14 protein-coding genes and 1 riboswitch are annotated in these 15,782 nt (G+C 33.6%); of the genes, 12 read left to right on the forward strand and 2 right to left on the reverse strand.

Going from position 1 to position 15,782, the window contains the following annotated elements; all coding sequences use genetic code 11:
• The first annotated feature begins 24 nt into the window (after window positions 1-24).
• The 8 genes from hutU (at window position 25) to BTM19_RS08960 (ending at window position 9,935) form a co-directional block, all read left to right on the forward strand.
• Complete coding sequence (hutU, locus tag BTM19_RS08925) at window positions 25-1,689, forward strand: urocanate hydratase (protein WP_038679025.1); 1,665 nt, start codon at window positions 25-27, stop codon at window positions 1,687-1,689.
• The gene (hutI, locus tag BTM19_RS08930) at window positions 1,686-2,924 is read left to right on the forward strand and encodes an imidazolonepropionase (protein WP_029378435.1); all 1,239 of its coding nucleotides are present in this window, start codon (window positions 1,686-1,688) and stop codon (window positions 2,922-2,924) included. Before hutU ends, hutI begins: the two co-directional genes overlap by 4 nt.
• A gap of 395 nt (window positions 2,925-3,319) precedes the next feature.
• Window positions 3,320-4,510 carry a SulP family inorganic anion transporter gene (locus tag BTM19_RS08935; protein WP_099265834.1) on the forward strand — a complete coding sequence of 397 codons (1,191 nt, stop codon included), beginning with the start codon at window positions 3,320-3,322 and terminating at the stop codon, window positions 4,508-4,510.
• Window positions 4,510-5,640, forward strand: coding sequence for an amidohydrolase (locus tag BTM19_RS08940; RefSeq protein ID WP_029378437.1), 1,131 nt, complete (start codon window positions 4,510-4,512; stop codon window positions 5,638-5,640). Before BTM19_RS08935 ends, BTM19_RS08940 begins: the two co-directional genes overlap by 1 nt.
• A gap of 78 nt (window positions 5,641-5,718) precedes the next feature.
• Complete coding sequence (locus BTM19_RS08945) at window positions 5,719-6,600, forward strand: SDR family oxidoreductase (RefSeq protein ID WP_099265835.1); 882 nt, start codon at window positions 5,719-5,721, stop codon at window positions 6,598-6,600.
• A gap of 127 nt (window positions 6,601-6,727) precedes the next feature.
• The gene (locus BTM19_RS08950; protein WP_029378439.1) at window positions 6,728-7,339 is read left to right on the forward strand and encodes a flavin reductase family protein; all 612 of its coding nucleotides are present in this window, start codon (window positions 6,728-6,730) and stop codon (window positions 7,337-7,339) included.
• Window positions 7,340-7,490: 151 nt separating this feature from the next.
• Window positions 7,491-7,591: riboswitch (SAM riboswitch) on the forward strand.
• Between the two features lie 112 nt (window positions 7,592-7,703).
• Complete coding sequence (locus BTM19_RS08955; protein WP_029378440.1) at window positions 7,704-8,996, forward strand: Na+/H+ antiporter NhaC family protein; 1,293 nt, start codon at window positions 7,704-7,706, stop codon at window positions 8,994-8,996.
• 432 nt (window positions 8,997-9,428) lie between these two features.
• Window positions 9,429-9,935 carry an SRPBCC family protein gene (locus tag BTM19_RS08960; protein ID WP_029378441.1) on the forward strand — a complete coding sequence of 169 codons (507 nt, stop codon included), beginning with the start codon at window positions 9,429-9,431 and terminating at the stop codon, window positions 9,933-9,935.
• A gap of 287 nt (window positions 9,936-10,222) precedes the next feature.
• Here BTM19_RS08960 and BTM19_RS08965 read toward each other — a convergent pair whose 3' ends face one another.
• Window positions 10,223-10,984 (reverse strand): MurR/RpiR family transcriptional regulator, encoded by a 762-nt coding sequence (locus tag BTM19_RS08965; protein WP_029378442.1) that lies wholly within the window; start codon window positions 10,982-10,984, stop codon window positions 10,223-10,225.
• 222 nt (window positions 10,985-11,206) lie between these two features.
• Here BTM19_RS08965 and BTM19_RS08970 point away from each other — a divergent pair, with 222 nt between their 5' ends.
• Window positions 11,207-12,802, forward strand: coding sequence for an alpha-glucoside-specific PTS transporter subunit IIBC (locus BTM19_RS08970; RefSeq protein WP_029378443.1), 1,596 nt, complete (start codon window positions 11,207-11,209; stop codon window positions 12,800-12,802).
• 180 nt (window positions 12,803-12,982) lie between these two features.
• Here BTM19_RS08970 and BTM19_RS08975 read toward each other — a convergent pair whose 3' ends face one another.
• Window positions 12,983-13,513, reverse strand: coding sequence for a hypothetical protein (locus tag BTM19_RS08975; protein WP_029378444.1), 531 nt, complete (start codon window positions 13,511-13,513; stop codon window positions 12,983-12,985).
• Between the two features lie 264 nt (window positions 13,514-13,777).
• Between BTM19_RS08975 and BTM19_RS08980 the strand changes: the two genes are divergently transcribed.
• From BTM19_RS08980 to BTM19_RS08990, 3 genes are all read left to right on the forward strand, one after another.
• On the forward strand, window positions 13,778-14,692 hold the full coding sequence (locus BTM19_RS08980; protein ID WP_029378445.1) for a bile acid:sodium symporter family protein: 915 nt from the start codon (window positions 13,778-13,780) through the stop codon (window positions 14,690-14,692).
• Between the two features lie 225 nt (window positions 14,693-14,917).
• Window positions 14,918-15,562, forward strand: a complete 645-nt coding sequence (locus BTM19_RS08985) for an HAD family hydrolase (RefSeq protein WP_029378446.1) — start codon at window positions 14,918-14,920, stop codon at window positions 15,560-15,562.
• A 4-nt stretch (window positions 15,563-15,566) separates the two neighbouring features.
• Entirely contained in the window at window positions 15,567-15,758 is a 192-nt protein-coding gene (locus BTM19_RS08990) for a hypothetical protein (RefSeq protein ID WP_029378447.1), read from the forward strand.
• Window positions 15,759-15,782 lie beyond the last annotated feature (24 nt).

Raw genomic sequence — 15,782 nt, forward strand, 5'->3', positions numbered from 1 at the left:
TATTAAATTAAGGAGTGATTTTTCATGAGAAAAATAGTAGCGAAAAAAGGTTTAGATATTGAATGTAAAGGTTGGGAACAAGAAGCGGTTTTAAGAATGTTATATAACAACCTAGATCCTGAAGTAGCAGAACGTCCAGAAGACTTGGTAGTTTATGGAGGTATTGGAAAAGCAGCTAGAAATTGGGAAGCATTTGAAGCGATTGAAGACACATTACGTTCGTTAGAAGCAGATGAAACAATGCTAGTACAATCAGGTAAACCAGTTGCTGTATTTAAAACACATGAAGAAGCTCCACGTGTATTAATTTCTAACTCAGTATTAGTTCCGGAATGGGCAAACTGGGATCATTTTAATGAATTAGATAAAAAAGGATTAATGATGTATGGACAAATGACCGCAGGTAGTTGGATTTACATCGGTTCTCAAGGTATTGTTCAAGGTACTTATGAAACATTTGGTGAACTTGCCAATCAACATTTTGATGGTAAATTGAACGGTACAGTAACATTAACTGCTGGACTAGGTGGTATGGGTGGTGCGCAACCACTTGCCGTTACTATGAACGGCGGTGTTGTAATTGGTGTGGATGTGGATGAAACACGGATTGATAAACGTATAGAAACACGCTATTGTGACGTCAAAACACATGATTTAGATGAAGCATTACGTTTAGCTAAGGAAGCACGAGATAAAGGTGAACCGCTTTCTATTGGTTTAGTAGGTAATGCTGTCGATACACATAAAGCCATTTTAGATAAAGGTTTTAAAATTGATATCGTAACTGACCAAACCAGTGCCCATGATCCATTAAATGGTTATGTACCAGAAGGATATTCATTGGAAGAGGCGAAAGCAGTTCGTGATAAAGACCCAAAACAATATGTTAAAGAATCACAAGCTTCTATGAGAAAACATGTTGAATATATGCTTGAATTTCAAAAAAATGGTGCTGTCGCATTTGACTACGGTAATAATATTAGACAAGTTGCATTTAATGACGGTTTAGAAAATGCATTTGATTTCCCTGGATTTGTACCTGCATATATTCGACCATTATTCTGCGAAGGGAAAGGTCCTTTCCGTTTTGCAGCTTTAAGTGGAGATCCAAAGGATATTGAGCGCGCTGATGAAGAAATGAGAAAAATCTTCCCAGACAATGAAAAATTAATTCGTTGGTTAGACTTAGCGCAAGAAAAAATTGCGTTTCAAGGTTTACCATCTCGTATTGCTTGGTTAGGGTATGAAGAGCGCGCCAAAATGGGCTTAGCATTGAATAAATTAGTACGTGACGGTGAAATTTCTGCACCAATTGTTATTGGACGTGACCATTTAGATTCTGGATCTGTAGCAAGCCCAAATAGAGAAACTGAAGGAATGAAAGACGGTTCTGATGCTGTTGGTGATTGGGCTATCTTAAATGCCTTAATCAATACTGCAGCAGGTGGTTCGTGGATTTCATTCCATCACGGTGGTGGCGTTGGTATGGGTTATTCGTTACATGCTGGTATGGTTGTTGTTGCAGATGGTTCAGAACGTGCAGACAAACGTTTAGGACGTGTACTTACTACGGATCCGGGTATGGGTGTAGTGAGACATGCTGATGCTGGATATGAGTCTGCAATTGAAGTAGCAAAAGAAAAAGGCATAAAAATCCCAATGATTACAGGTAAAGGAGACAAAAAATGAACGATTTAATTATTCAAAACATAAAAGAACTTATTTTACCAAAATCAACTGAACGTCCATTAAAAGGAAAAGAATTAGATGAGCTAAATATCATTGAGAATGGAACTGTCGTTGTAAAAGATGGCAAAATAGTTTATGCAGGTAATCATTCTAATGATTATGAAGCTAATGAAGTTATTGATGCAACAGGCAAAGTAGTTTCACCCGCACTTGTTGAAGCACATACACATCTTGTACATGGCGGGTCTCGCGAACATGAAATGTCACTCAAAAGACAAGGTGTTTCATATTTAGAAATTCTGGAACAAGGTGGAGGTATTTTATCTACTGTCGAAGCGACTCGTAAAGCGACTGAAGATGAATTGTTTGAAAAAGCAGAAAAGAATCTCTTAACTATGATTGAACATGGTGTGTTAGCTGTAGAAAGTAAGAGTGGCTATGGTTTAGATAAAGAAAACGAACTGAAACAGTTACGTGTATCTAATCGTTTAGCAGACAAATACAATTTAGATATGAAGCATACTTTTCTAGGACCTCACGCAGTTCCTAAAGATGCACAATCAAATCAAGCATTCTTGCAAGAAATGATTGACCTATTACCTGAAGTTAAACCATATGCAGATTTTGCAGATATATTTTGTGAGACAGGTGTATTTACCATTGAGGAATCACGAAAATATATGCAAGCTGCTAAAGCGTTAGGGTTTGATGTGAAAATTCATGCTGACGAAATCGATCCATTAGGTGGACTTGAATTAGCCATTGATGAAGGTGCGATTTCTGCAGACCACCTTGTTGCTTCTAGTACAGAAGGTAAAGCAAAACTAAAACAAAGTGACACTGTAGCTGTATTACTTCCAGGCACAACATTTTATTTAGGCAAAGAAACATATGCAGATGCGAGAGGCATGCTAGATAATGATGGTGCGATTGCAATTGCAACAGATTTTAACCCTGGTAGTTGCGTTACCAATAATTTACAACTTGTAATGTCTATTGCTGCGCTAAAATTAAAATTATCCCCAAATGAAATTTGGAATGCGGTAACGGTAAATGCTGCAAAAGCAATAGACGTAGCTGCTGGAACAATTAATGAAGGAGATAAAGCAAATATTGTAATTTGGGATGCACCTAACCATGAATATATTCCATATCATTACGGTATTAACCATGCAGAGACAGTGATTAAAGATGGCAAAGTATTGGTAGATAATAAAATTCAATTAAAAGGTTAATATAATTATACTGTCAGTCTGGGGCATCAAGTGATGCCCAAGATTATTTAGAGCCACTTCTCAATTTATTGAGTTAGTGGCTCTTACACATGAGCAAGGTCTCAGGTGGCCCAAGTCCACTTCTCTAAAGAACCACTTCTTAATTTTGTTAAGATAGTGGCTCTTACACATGAGCAAGGTCTCAGGTGGCCCAAGTCCACTTCTCTAGAGAACCACTTCTTAATTTTGTTAAGATAGTGGTTCTTACACATGAGTTTTACTCAGGTGCTTCGCTTTTGAAATTGAAGTGTTTCTTACACATGAGCAAGGGCTGTGGTGCTAAGCTTTTTATATTTTGATAAACAGAATTGATAAAATATTTTGACAATTATGATACCATATGACATGAGGAAGATATGGGGGTGACATTCGGCGTGACAAGCAACGGATATATAAAACAATGGCAAGGTAATATCATTCCGAATGTACTATCCGGTGTATTAATAGCATTCGCACTTTTGCCAGGTGCTATTGCATTTTCTTTTATCGCAGGCGTTAGCCCAACAATAGGTATGTTGAGTACTGGGTTAATGATGATTGTCATTAGTTTTACAGGCAATAGGAATTTAATGGTCTCAGCGCCAAGTAGTGGTGTCTCTTTAGTTGTAGCACCACTTATGGCTAGTCAAGGGATGCAAGCAGTGATTCTAGCTACAATTATTATGGGATTAATACAAATTATATTTGGTTATTGTCATACAAATAAACTATTAGATTATATTCCTACAGGCGTTGTCATAGGATTTATGAATGCGCTTGGAGTACTACTATTCTCATCCCAACTTGATAATATATTTCAAATTTCTAATGCTACTTATGTTCTTGTATTAATTTCATTTTTAATTATTTGGTTGTCACAAAGGTATATAAAATTCATACCAGCACCTTTGGTTTCTATTATTGTATTAACCTTTGCCACTTGGTTAATTAAGCCAGATATACTATATGTTCATAATTTAGCTTCCATACATGTACGTTTTCCCAATATTACTTTACCTAAAATGATGTATGATTTAGAAAATATATTTATTATCTTTATGTATGGATTAACAATGGCAATTGTAGCTGTAGTACAAACAACTTTAACCGCTCGAATGATTGATGTTGTTACGGATACGACTAGTAATAAAAATAAAGAGTCAATTGGTCAAGGTATTGCAAACTTTATTGTAGGATTGTTTGGTGGATATGGTGGTAGTGCATTAGTGGGACAATCAAAATTCAATTTGAGTATGGGAGCAACATCAAGAGTTTCAACTTTGATCACAGGAAGTTTTTTAATTTTTAGTTTGTTTGTATTTGCTAGTTTTATTGGTCAGATACCTATGGCGGTATTAGCGACCGTACTAATTACGATATCATTAAATACATTTGATAGAAGAACTGTTTCGTTTGTTAAAAAAGCACCTATTTTTAATGGGGTTATAGTAATACTAACGATGGCGATTATATTAATAACGAATAATTTAGCTGCAGGTGTAGTGATTGTAACAATTGGTTACTACCTCATTTTGCGCTTGAAAAATAAGAAAGGGCGTGACATATAATGCCACAATATGAAGATTACATAAATTGGAGAAGAACTTTTCATCAATATCCAGAATTATCAGATGCAGAATATGAAACAACAAAAAGATTAAGAAGAATTTTAGAATCGTATGATATTACAATTCTAGATTTACCTTTAGAAACTGGCTTAGTAGCAGAGGTTGGTCAAGGTGAGCAATTTGTTGCAGTGCGAACAGATATAGATGCTTTGCCTATCAAAGAACAAGTTGTACATGAATTTACATCTACGAATGAAGGTATGATGCATGCTTGTGGACATGATATTCATATGGCAAGCATACTTGCAGTAGCAACAAAATTAAAAGAAATAGAAGCGCAATTAACTGGACGCGTACGTATTATCTTCCAACCTGCAGAAGAACTAGGTTATGGAGCGTATCATATTACTGATACAGGCGCGATAGAAGGTGCTAAAGCGGTGTTAGGTTATCATAATTATCCTACATTAGACATTGGTGAATTTGCAGTGAAACCAGGAGTGATTACATCTTCTGTAGATCGATTTGAATTTAAAATTAAAGGTGTAGGCGCTCATGCTGCGAAACCTGAACAAGGTAATGATCCAGTTATTGTGTTAGGACAATTAATTAATAGCGTGCAGTCTATTGTTAGTAGGAATTTATCAGCATTTGATAATGGTGTTGTTACTATTGGTGAAGTATCTAGTGGTAATACATGGAACGTTATTGCAGATGAGGCTTATGTTCAAGGTACAGTGAGAAGTTTTGATGAAGAGAAACGTAATTACATCGAAAAACGCTTGCGTGCAATCGGAAGCGGTCTTGCAGAGGCATTTGATGTTGAAATTGAAACGTTATATCACCGTTTACCAGGTGCGGTTGTTAACGACGAAAAATTAACAGAAGACGCTAAAGAGGTTGCTAAATCAGTAGGTTATAATGTGAGTGTTATGGACCAACCATTAACTATTGGAGAAGATTTTTCTGGTTTCTCAAATAAATATCCAAGTGTATTTGTATTTATTGGTTCTAATAGTGAATATGACCTGCATCATCCTAAATATGATCCAGACGAACGTATATTAGAAAAAGTACCAGAGTATTTCGTAAGTTTTGTACAAAAACTTTTAAATGAGCAATATCAATAGAATCTTCGAATGATGTATTAAACATTGAAAAATCAGGGTAATGCATAAACATATTGATTAAATAAGGAGTGTTTGCATATGCCAGGTCAAGATCCTAGAACAAAATTTTCAAGTGAAGATTTCCCAAAACAAGAGCAAGACGTTCCAGGTTTACAAAATAAATTAGACCCTAAGTCTGATTGTGGTGAAACAACTTATATCGGTTACGGACGTTTGAAAGATTACAAAATGTTAGTGACTGGTGGAGATTCTGCTATCGGTAGAGCCGCTGCAATTGCGTATGCTAAGGAAGGTGCAGATGTGGCGATTAATTACTTACCAGCTGAGCAAGCGGACGCTGAAGAAGTACAACAAGTGATTGAATCAGCAGGACGTAAAGCTGTATTAATCCCAGGTGATATACGTGATGAGCAATTTAACTACGATTTAGTTGAAACAGCTTATAACAAACTTGGTGGTTTAGATAATGTAACGATTGTAGCAGGACATCAGCAATATAGAAATAATATTAAAGGCTTTGATACGGAATCATTTACTGAGACATTCGAAACAAATGTTTATCCTATTTTCTGGTCAGTTCAAAAAGCAATTGATTATTTAAAACCAGGTGCAACGATTACACTGACTTCATCCGTGCAAGGTTATAACCCAAGCCCAATCTTGCATGATTATGCTGCTTCCAAAGCGGCTATTATTTCACTTACCAAGAGCTTATCTGAAGAATTAGGTAGTAAAGGAATCCGAGTGAACTGTGTAGCACCAGGACCATTCTGGTCACCACTCCAAATTTCTGGTGGACAGCCTCAATCTAAGATTCCAACTTTTGGCCAAAAAGAAGTGTTAGGTAGAGCAGGTCAACCGGTTGAACTTTCAGGTGTGTATGTACATTTAGCAGCTGAGGAATCAAGTTATACTACAGGACAAGTTTATGGCGTGACAGGTGGTACTCAATTAGATTAGAATTGATGAAGTAACGATACAGTAATTTGAAAATTAGTGTTATAATGTTTCGGCGATACTAAGTATAAGGAGGAAAGGATAGTTTAATATCCTACCTCCTTATTTTTGAAAGGAAAGGTAATCATTTATGAAAAAATTTAAAGCAGACGCTTTAACAAAAAAACAAAATTATAAATTATTAAGTGGAAGTGTGATACCTAGACCCATCGCATTTGTTACTTCTCAAGATAAAGATGGGCATTTAAATGCAGCGCCGTTTAGCTTTTTTAATGTTGTTAATAGTGCACCTCCAATGATTATGATTTCTACAGGGCGTTCTGAAGGAAAGCGAAAAGACACTTCTTTAAATATTGAGGAAACGGAAGCGTTTGTAGTACATATTACAGATGAAGCTACAGTCGAACAAATCAACAATACTGCAGCACCGTTGTCCCGTAACCAAAATGAATTAGAAAGAACAAGTTTGAAATGTGTTGACTCTGAATTAATTTCAGTACCTGGTATCGAACAAGCTAAAATTCGAATGGAATGTAAGTTAGATAGAATTATTCCACTAGGTGATCCACAAGAAGGGTCCGATTTAATTATAGGCGAAGTAGTCATGTTTCATATTGATGAATCAGTTTATTTTGAAGATAGTAAAATAGATGCTGATGCGCTTAGTGCGGTAGCTCGTTTAGCTGGTAATGATTACGCTTCTTTAGGTAATAAGTTCACTATCGAACGTCCGATGAAGTAAATATAAAGCAATTAAATGAATTGTATAAGCTATATAAAAATAGTAGATGTTGAAGGGATTAGACAATGAAAGCATTAATAAAAATTGTTTTCTGTTTAATCCCTATTTGACGAATTACAATTAATACTGTACTGTAATAAAATAAAATAATAACTTATCAAGAGAAGTTTAGGGACTGGCCCGGTGATACTTCGGCAACATGATAATGCGTGTGCCAAATCCAGTAGCATAATTTATGCTAGAAGATAAGAATGAATCGCAGTTTACTCTTTCTTCTTAATTTAGAAAGAGTTTTTTTATTTTTAAGGCTTAAAAATAACAGAAGGTTGGATTCTGTTCTAATATTTAGGAAAGTTGGTTATGTATGGAGGAAACGAAAAAAGGTAACGCTTGGGCTTTGATACCTTTAATCATATTTGTTGGTATGTTTTTAGGTGTTGGTATAAGTACAGGTGACTTTACAACAATGCCACTCAATGTAGCTATATTAGTTGCTTCTATTGTTGGCTTAGTGTTAAACAGAAAAGAATCATTTCATAAAAAAGTTGAAGTTTTTACAAAAGGTGCAGGACATTCCAATATTATTTTAATGATGCTAATTTTCTTATTAGCAGGTGCCTTTTCTCAAACGACAGAAGATATGGGTGGCGTGCAGTCGACGGTTAATTTAGGGTTATCATTAATACCAGAAAATTTAATTATCGTTGGACTATTTATAATATGTATGTTTGTATCATTATCAATGGGGACGTCTGTTGGGACGGTAGCTGCTATAGCGCCAGTTGGTTTTGGTTTAAGTCAGGCTACAGATGTTTCAGCGGCAATCACAATGGCTACTGTTGTTGGTGGAGCTATGTTTGGCGATAACTTATCGATGATTTCTGATACTACTATAGCTGCAGTACGTACTCAGAAAACGAAAATGAGTGATAAATTTAAGGTGAACATAAAGATTGTTTTGCCTGGTGCGATATTTACTATTATTGTGCTTTGGTTTTTAACAAATGGTGCACATATAGATGTAAATAAAAGTTATGATTATGATCTTGTTAAAGTAATTCCGTACTTATTTGTGCTTATCTTAGCATTAATAGGTATAAATGTAGTTATTGTATTAATCGGAGGTATTGTACTTTCTGCAATAATCGGTTTAATCTATGGTTCATTTGGATGGACAGGTTTATTAAATTCTATATCAAAAGGTATAATCGGTATGGAAGATATAGCGATTATTGCATTGCTCATTGGTGGTTTAGTTGCGCTGATTCAACATAATGGTGGTATTACTTGGTTATTAAATTTTGTGCGCAGTAAAGTGAAATCTAAACGTGGTGCAGAACTAGGTATTGCTGGATTAGTCAGTGTTGCAGATATATCAACAGCAAATAATACTATTTCTATATTAATGGCAGGGCCGTTAGCAAAAGATATTTCAGAAGAATATGATGTAGATCCACGTAAATCGGCTAGTATTTTAGATATGTTCGCAAGTTGTTTTCAAGGGATGTTGCCATATAGCCCTCAATTGATTGCTGCTGCAGGTGTGGCGTCTATATCTCCATTTGAATTAGTTCCTTACGCAATCTATCCGATGATACTAGGTGTTTGCGGACTTATAGCGATTTTCTTCAGATTACCTAGGTTAGATAAAAAGTAATTAAGATATATTAAAACATTAAGATCAAATTGCGAATTGATTTTTAAGCTCTAATTAGAGTGTTGAAATTACATGCTAATAAATATGAGGTAGAAGGTATTTGGAAATTGTTGTTGTTCATTGTGTTATTTAATACTAAGTAATTATAATAGAGATTAAATGAGTCCGGGATATAAAGGTTTCCCGGGCTCATTCGCTATTTTAAATAAACAGTATGTTAATAGAATATGCTAAGATAAATATAAAGTTTATTTAGTAAAATATTCAATATAAATGAAAGTTTTGACGTTTACTGACTAATAGCGATAAAATAAGGTTGTTAAAGCTTTATAAATATGAAAGAACATCACTATATTTACTTTATAATTGTTTAGAAGTATAGTGTAATGCGTTAGAATAGTAATAAGAGTGAAAGTAGGTGAACAATCGATCGTGGGTAAATACAATGTAGAAAATGAAAATGTTGAAATTCGTCTTGAAAGATTATTTAAGGTAGAACCTGAATTATTATACCAAGCTTGGACAGACCAACGTTTTCTTAAACAATGGTTTATGACAACTGAAAGAACAAATAAAACTATTGAAGTAACTGCTGAACAAAATGGAAAGTATAAAATTGTTGATGTTCGTAAGGGTAAGGAGAATATAGTGCAAGGTACATTCGCTTCATTAACACCTTATGAATATATCGTCATGACAATTGGTATGCCCGAATTAAGTGATTCAGAAGATACGATAGAAGTTGAAATATTCGAGAGAGAACCAGGCATTACGCAAATGATTTTCAATTATAATGCTTTTGTACCAAGAGAAAGAAGATTAACATCTTTAGAATATAAACAGAAGAAGAAAGAATATCATGATTCGACGGCACATGGATTTGAAATGTTATTCGACAAACTACAATTAACGCTTGAAGAGTTTGAAGCGGATTTATAAAATAGTTCGCTAATATAACAATCATATTGTTATATATGGTTTTGTTATACTATTCCAACGCTGATATCATTGTTTGAGTATGAATAAGCTTCGTCCCGTATCAAAGTTAATACTTTATATGGTTTGCTCGGTCGGCACTTAAAATAATCATGCTCCCTTTAAAGTAAACACTAAATGTGTAAAGGCTTTAGAGGGAGCATTTTTGTAATTAATAAATTTAACATAATTCTTAAACTTCAAAATCGTTATTTAAACATGTCGCATAAGACAATAATTAGAAATTTATTTTAGTGCAATTCACCTATTACTTTACGTTCATTATATTTTCGTAATAAGGTTTCGAAGAAAATATGGTAACTAATAAAACTTGAATAATCTATACCATCTGCTAAGTAAAATGTATTACTAGATACATAAATATTATAACTCGCTTTTTGAGCAAGGGTATTATCTTTTAAAGTGGTTACAGAGAAAAAATATTTTTGACGCAACTGTAATAAATTGCTGATATCTGTCAATTGCTCTGATTCACCAGAAAGGGAAATGATAAAAAAGATGTCTTTTGGTGTTGTTTTATTCAAAACCATTTTAAATTCGTGTACGTCATGAAGTACTATAATACTTTTATGTATCGTTAGTAAGATACGCTGTGCTTCTTGAGCAACATTCATTTGAGCTAATCCTGTTCCATATAAATAAATCGTTTCTGCTTGATAAATTTTATCTGTAATAAGATTATAGTCGATTCTTTCTAAATAAGTAAAAGTATTTTCAATTTCTTGTTTAAAGCCTTCGATTGAATCTGAAGGTAATTGATGTGCTTGTTCAGTTTCAAATTTTAAATAAGATTTGAAATCACTATAACCATCAAAGCCTAACTTGCGAGTGAAACGATGAATGGTGGCGTTAGACGCGTGGGTGTGTTCGGCTAATTCTTGTATTTTCATCGTTTTACATTGTAGGATATGTGTATTAATAAAATGTGCAATATATAAGTCGTTTTCATTTAGTTTATTAAAGTTAGTGTTAACACGTTCATCTAAAAACAATTTTATCACCTCACATTTCATGAAAATATTTTCATGTTTTGAAAATATAATCTGATTATACAAAATTGTTCCGAATGGCGTCAAACTATTGTTTGAATGTAAGCGTTTCCTTTAATATTGAATTAATCACATACAACACATATTCAATGAATTATATTTATCGATTTATTATGAATGATGTATAAATAAATCTTATATATATAAATAGGGGGTTATACGGCTATGAATGCAATTAAGAGATTTGGAAGTGCAATGATTGTTCCTGTATTAATGTTTGCATTTTTCGGTATTGTTTTAGGATTTGCGACTTTATTTAAAAATCCGTCAATCATGGGAAGCATTGCTAATGATGGAACAACTTGGTTTAAAATTTGGTCAGTAATCGAAGCTGGCGGTTGGACAATTTTTAATCATATGGAAGTTGTGTTTGTGGTTGGTCTGCCACTATCTTTGGCTAAAAAGGCTCCTGGACATGCAGCTTTAGCAGCATTGATGGGCTACCTCATGTTCAATACTTTTATAAATGCAATACTTACGCAATGGCCGCATACATTTGGAGCGAATTTGGAAAAAGGCGTTGAAAATGTAACAGGACTTAAAGCGATTGCTGGGATTGAAACGCTAGATACGAATATACTTGGTGGTATTATCATTTCAAGTATCATAACTTGGATACATAATCGATACTACAGTAAACGATTACCAGAGATGTTAGGGGTTTTCCAAGGCCTAACATTTGTGGTGACGATATCATTCTTTGTTATGTTACCAATAGCATTACTTACGTGTGTTATTTGGCCGACTGTTCAAGGTGGTATTACTTCATTACAAGGATTTATTATTGGATCAGGCTATATAGGTGTTTGGTTGTATCACTTCTTAGAACGAGTACTAATTCCAACAGGATTACACCATTTTATCTATGCGCCAATTGAAGTTGGTCCTGTTGTAGTTAATCATGGCTTAAAAGCAGAATGGTTTGAACACGTTAATGAATTTGCTAAAAGTACAGAACCATTAAAAGAACAATTTCCATATGGATTTATGTTACAAGGCAACGGTAAAGTATTCGGTGCTATAGGTATTGCTCTGGCTATGTATTCAACTACACCTAAAGAAAATAAAAAGAAAATTGCAGCATTACTTATTCCAGCAACTTTAACTGCAGTAGTAGTCGGTATAACAGAACCATTAGAATTTACGTTCTTATTCATAGCGCCATATTTATTTGTATTGCATGCTTTATTAGCTGCAACAATGGATACAATGATGTATGGATTTGGTTTAGTAGGTAACTTTGGAGGGGGACTATTAGACTTCTTTGCAACAAACTGGATACCGTTAGCACAAAATCATTGGTTAACATATGTGATACAAATCATCATAGGCTTAGGATTTACAGCAATTTATTATTTCTTATTTAGATTTTTAATTCTGAAATTTGATATTCCACTTCCTGGTCGTAAAAAAGATGAAGAAGATATGAAATTATATAACAAAAATGATTATAAAGGTAAAAAGAACGAAGATAATAATAGAGTATCAACAGGAAATGATTATGAAGATAAGGCGATTTATTATTTAGAAGGTTTAGGTGGTAAGGAAAATATTAAGGATGTAACAAATTGCACAACACGCTTAAGACTTACAGTGAAAGATGTTGAGAAGGTCGAAGATAGTGCTTACTTTACACATAATCAAATGGCACATGGATTAGTAAAAAGTGGTAAAAATGTCCAAGTAGTTGTAGGTATGTCAGTGCCTCAAGTAAGAGAAGCATTTGAAAATTTAGTGAATAATGATGATGTAATAAAATAATATATTAGTTTTATATGATGAATGACGCAAGGATGAAAGACTTGTATAAGAACTAGTTAATAATTTCGTTTTAGGAAACAATTACCTATAAGATTAAGAGGAACCAAAACACAAATGTCTTGGTTCCTCTTTTTTATTATTTATTGTATATTGGTGATTTTTATAAGCAGGCTGTTTATATTACGAAATTCTAGCTTTATTCATCCAACGAGGTTGGTATACAGCGCCAAGGATATCGATATTATGCGTAGCCATTATATATATGAGTTTTGCAAAGACTGAGGGTGACGTAGATACGTTTATCTTATTGCGATTAAAAGTATATGTAATGTACTCAGTTTGATTTATTAAATTCAAAATATCGATGACCTTGTCTTTAATAAATGCGTCACGAAGTCCATCTACAACTAGTTCAAAACGTCTGGAAGATAATAATAAATGATCTAAATCTAGAAGGTCATTAGTATCTGTACCTTGTAGTATTTGATAAATGGAATAGTTATGAAAACTAAGGAAACTAATCATATATGGTAATTGCTGCTTTGGTAAATTAATCTCTAAAGCATACAAATTATTTTGTTTGAAAATAGTAAATTTAAATGAATTACAAAATTGTATTTGTTTACAAAGTTTGGTTAAATTTTTTCGTGTGGCACGATTGTTTAATCCACCAATATTTAACACAAAAGTTTCAGTTTTATCTAAAAACATATGATACCCCCAATATCTATGGAAAGTGTTTTATCTCTATTAATCATAATATTCAATTACACTTAAATTTTCACAAGTTATTATTTCTATTAGATTGTACCACTCTTTTTTATTGGAATCACTAGGTCTTAAGAACGAAGTTAAAATTTTTAAGAGAAGTTACGTACAGATATTATATTTAGAATATTTAGAAAATTAAGTTGTTTGTAAGTTTAAAGTATGATACATTCTTCTTTGTTAATACATAAAGGGAAGTGTTTATAGATGTTATCAAAGGTAAGTAGATTTGCAACCAACACATTCTTATTATGGATGTTAGTTGCTGCAATTATAGGTTTTATTTTTCCTGCTCAATTAGCAACACTAAGTGGATGGGTTCCTTATTTATTAGGTATTGTAATGCTGGGGATGGGGCTAACGATAGACCCTAAAGATTTTAAAATTGTATTTCAAGCGCCACGCTCAGTGATAATTGGTGTTATCTTACAATATACAATCATGCCATTAACAGCTTTTTTAATTGCTAAATTATTTAATCTGCCACCAGAAGTAGCTATAGGTGTTATTTTAGTGGGATGTTGTCCTGGCGGAACATCAAGTAATGTAATGAGCTATCTTGCTAATGCAAATGTCGCTTTATCAGTTGCAATTACAAGTGTGTCCACACTATTAGCGCCAATTCTAACGCCAGCCTTAATATATTTATTTGCTAATCAATGGTTAGAAGTATCGTTTATGAGTATGTTTTGGTCGGTTATCCAAGTAATTTTAATTCCAATTATTATTGGTTTTATCTTACAAAAATTATTTAAAAACTTTGCCGCTAAGTCAGCGACAGCTTTACCAATTGTTTCAGTTGTTGCTATATCGCTTATCCTAGCGTCGGTAGTAGGTGGAAGTAAATCACAAATACTTGAAACAGGCTTATTGATTTTTGCTGTTGTTATCTTACACAATATTGTAGGTTACACACTTGGATATACTTTGGCTAAAATATTCCATTTGGAAAGAGCCGATAAAAAAGCTGTTTCTATAGAAGTAGGTATGCAAAATTCAGGTCTAGCAGTATCACTAGCCACCGTTCATTTTAGTCCATTAGCTGCAGTTCCGGGAGCTGTATTTAGTCTGGTTCACAATATTACTGGACCAATATTAGCTAAATATTGGAATAAGCGATAAAAATAAGAAGAAGCTAGGCTAATTTATGAACTGTATTTAGTCAAGTAGACAAATAAATAATTAAAATAACCTAATGGTCTAATTCATAGCTATGTTATGGATTGGGCCATTTTTAATGCGATTCACTTATGTCATAAAAATGGTTACAATTAGTTAATTCAAATCTGAAATATGATAAGCTATCATTAAACGAATGTGATCTCATATTAAATAGGAGGCGTAATTATGTACAAAGCAGTTGTATTTGATTTTGATGGCACGATTATAGATACAGAAAAACATCTGTTTGAAATTATTAATAAACATTTAATTCAACATAATTCAGAAGAAATATCATTAGACTTTTATCGTCAGTCCATTGGAGGCGCTGCAACGGAATTACATAGATATTTGGAAGCACAACTCGGTAAGGATAATAAGGAAAAGGTTTATTTAGAACACAATGAAACGAGTGTTACATTACCGATTGTTGATGCAATGCATCAGCTTATGCAATATTGTAAAAAACGTCATATCCCTATGGCAATTGCCACAAGTAGTTACCGTGAAGATATTCAGCCAACGTTTGACAGTTTGGGATTGGATGAATATATAGATGTAATTGTAGGGCGTGAAGATGTAGAGGCGATTAAACCAAACCCAGACCCATATCTCACTGCTGTCCAAAGATTAAATTATAATCCAGCAAATTGCCTAGCGATTGAGGACTCAGTAAATGGTGCTACAGCGGCTATTACTGCTGGTCTTGATGTTATTGTTAATACTAATGACATGACCGAATTACAAGACTTTAGTCAAATTGCATATACAGGGAAAGATTTGTCTGCTGATGAAATCATAGCGTTATGTTTTGAAGCTGATAGGAGTTAGTTTTATGAATATTTATTTGTTAATATTTTTCCTAGGTGGTCCTATCGTATTAGCTATAGGTAATTTAGTTTTAGGACCTATATTTAATAAAAAGATTCCTTTTAATATACAATTTCGTTCATTTATGGTTGGTTCGATGGTTTATTTATTAGGTGCTGTAGCTTTATATTATTTTGTACTACAATATAGGTTTTAATTATATATTAAAAACAGATGACGC

The sequence above is a fragment of the Staphylococcus xylosus genome (assembly GCF_002732165.1).
Lineage (GTDB): Bacteria > Bacillota > Bacilli > Staphylococcales > Staphylococcaceae > Staphylococcus > Staphylococcus xylosus.

Bases quoted from the DNA above. Each gene is read 5' to 3' on its own strand.
- hutU (WP_038679025.1), top strand. From the start codon at position 25: ATGAGAAAAATAGTAGCGAAAAAAGGTTTAGATATTGAATGTAAAGGT.
- hutI (WP_029378435.1), top strand. From the start codon at position 1,686: ATGAACGATTTAATTATTCAAAACATAAAAGAACTTATTTTACCAAAA.
- BTM19_RS08935 (WP_099265834.1), top strand. From the start codon at position 3,320: ATGGGGGTGACATTCGGCGTGACAAGCAACGGATATATAAAACAATGG.
- BTM19_RS08940 (WP_029378437.1), top strand. From the start codon at position 4,510: ATGCCACAATATGAAGATTACATAAATTGGAGAAGAACTTTTCATCAA.
- BTM19_RS08945 (WP_099265835.1), top strand. From the start codon at position 5,719: ATGCCAGGTCAAGATCCTAGAACAAAATTTTCAAGTGAAGATTTCCCA.
- BTM19_RS08950 (WP_029378439.1), top strand. From the start codon at position 6,728: ATGAAAAAATTTAAAGCAGACGCTTTAACAAAAAAACAAAATTATAAA.
- BTM19_RS08955 (WP_029378440.1), top strand. From the start codon at position 7,704: ATGGAGGAAACGAAAAAAGGTAACGCTTGGGCTTTGATACCTTTAATC.
- BTM19_RS08970 (WP_029378443.1), top strand. From the start codon at position 11,207: ATGAATGCAATTAAGAGATTTGGAAGTGCAATGATTGTTCCTGTATTA.
- BTM19_RS08975 (WP_029378444.1), bottom strand. From the start codon at position 13,513: ATGTTTTTAGATAAAACTGAAACTTTTGTGTTAAATATTGGTGGATTA.
- BTM19_RS08980 (WP_029378445.1), top strand. From the start codon at position 13,778: ATGTTATCAAAGGTAAGTAGATTTGCAACCAACACATTCTTATTATGG.
- BTM19_RS08985 (WP_029378446.1), top strand. From the start codon at position 14,918: ATGTACAAAGCAGTTGTATTTGATTTTGATGGCACGATTATAGATACA.
- BTM19_RS08990 (WP_029378447.1), top strand. From the start codon at position 15,567: ATGAATATTTATTTGTTAATATTTTTCCTAGGTGGTCCTATCGTATTA.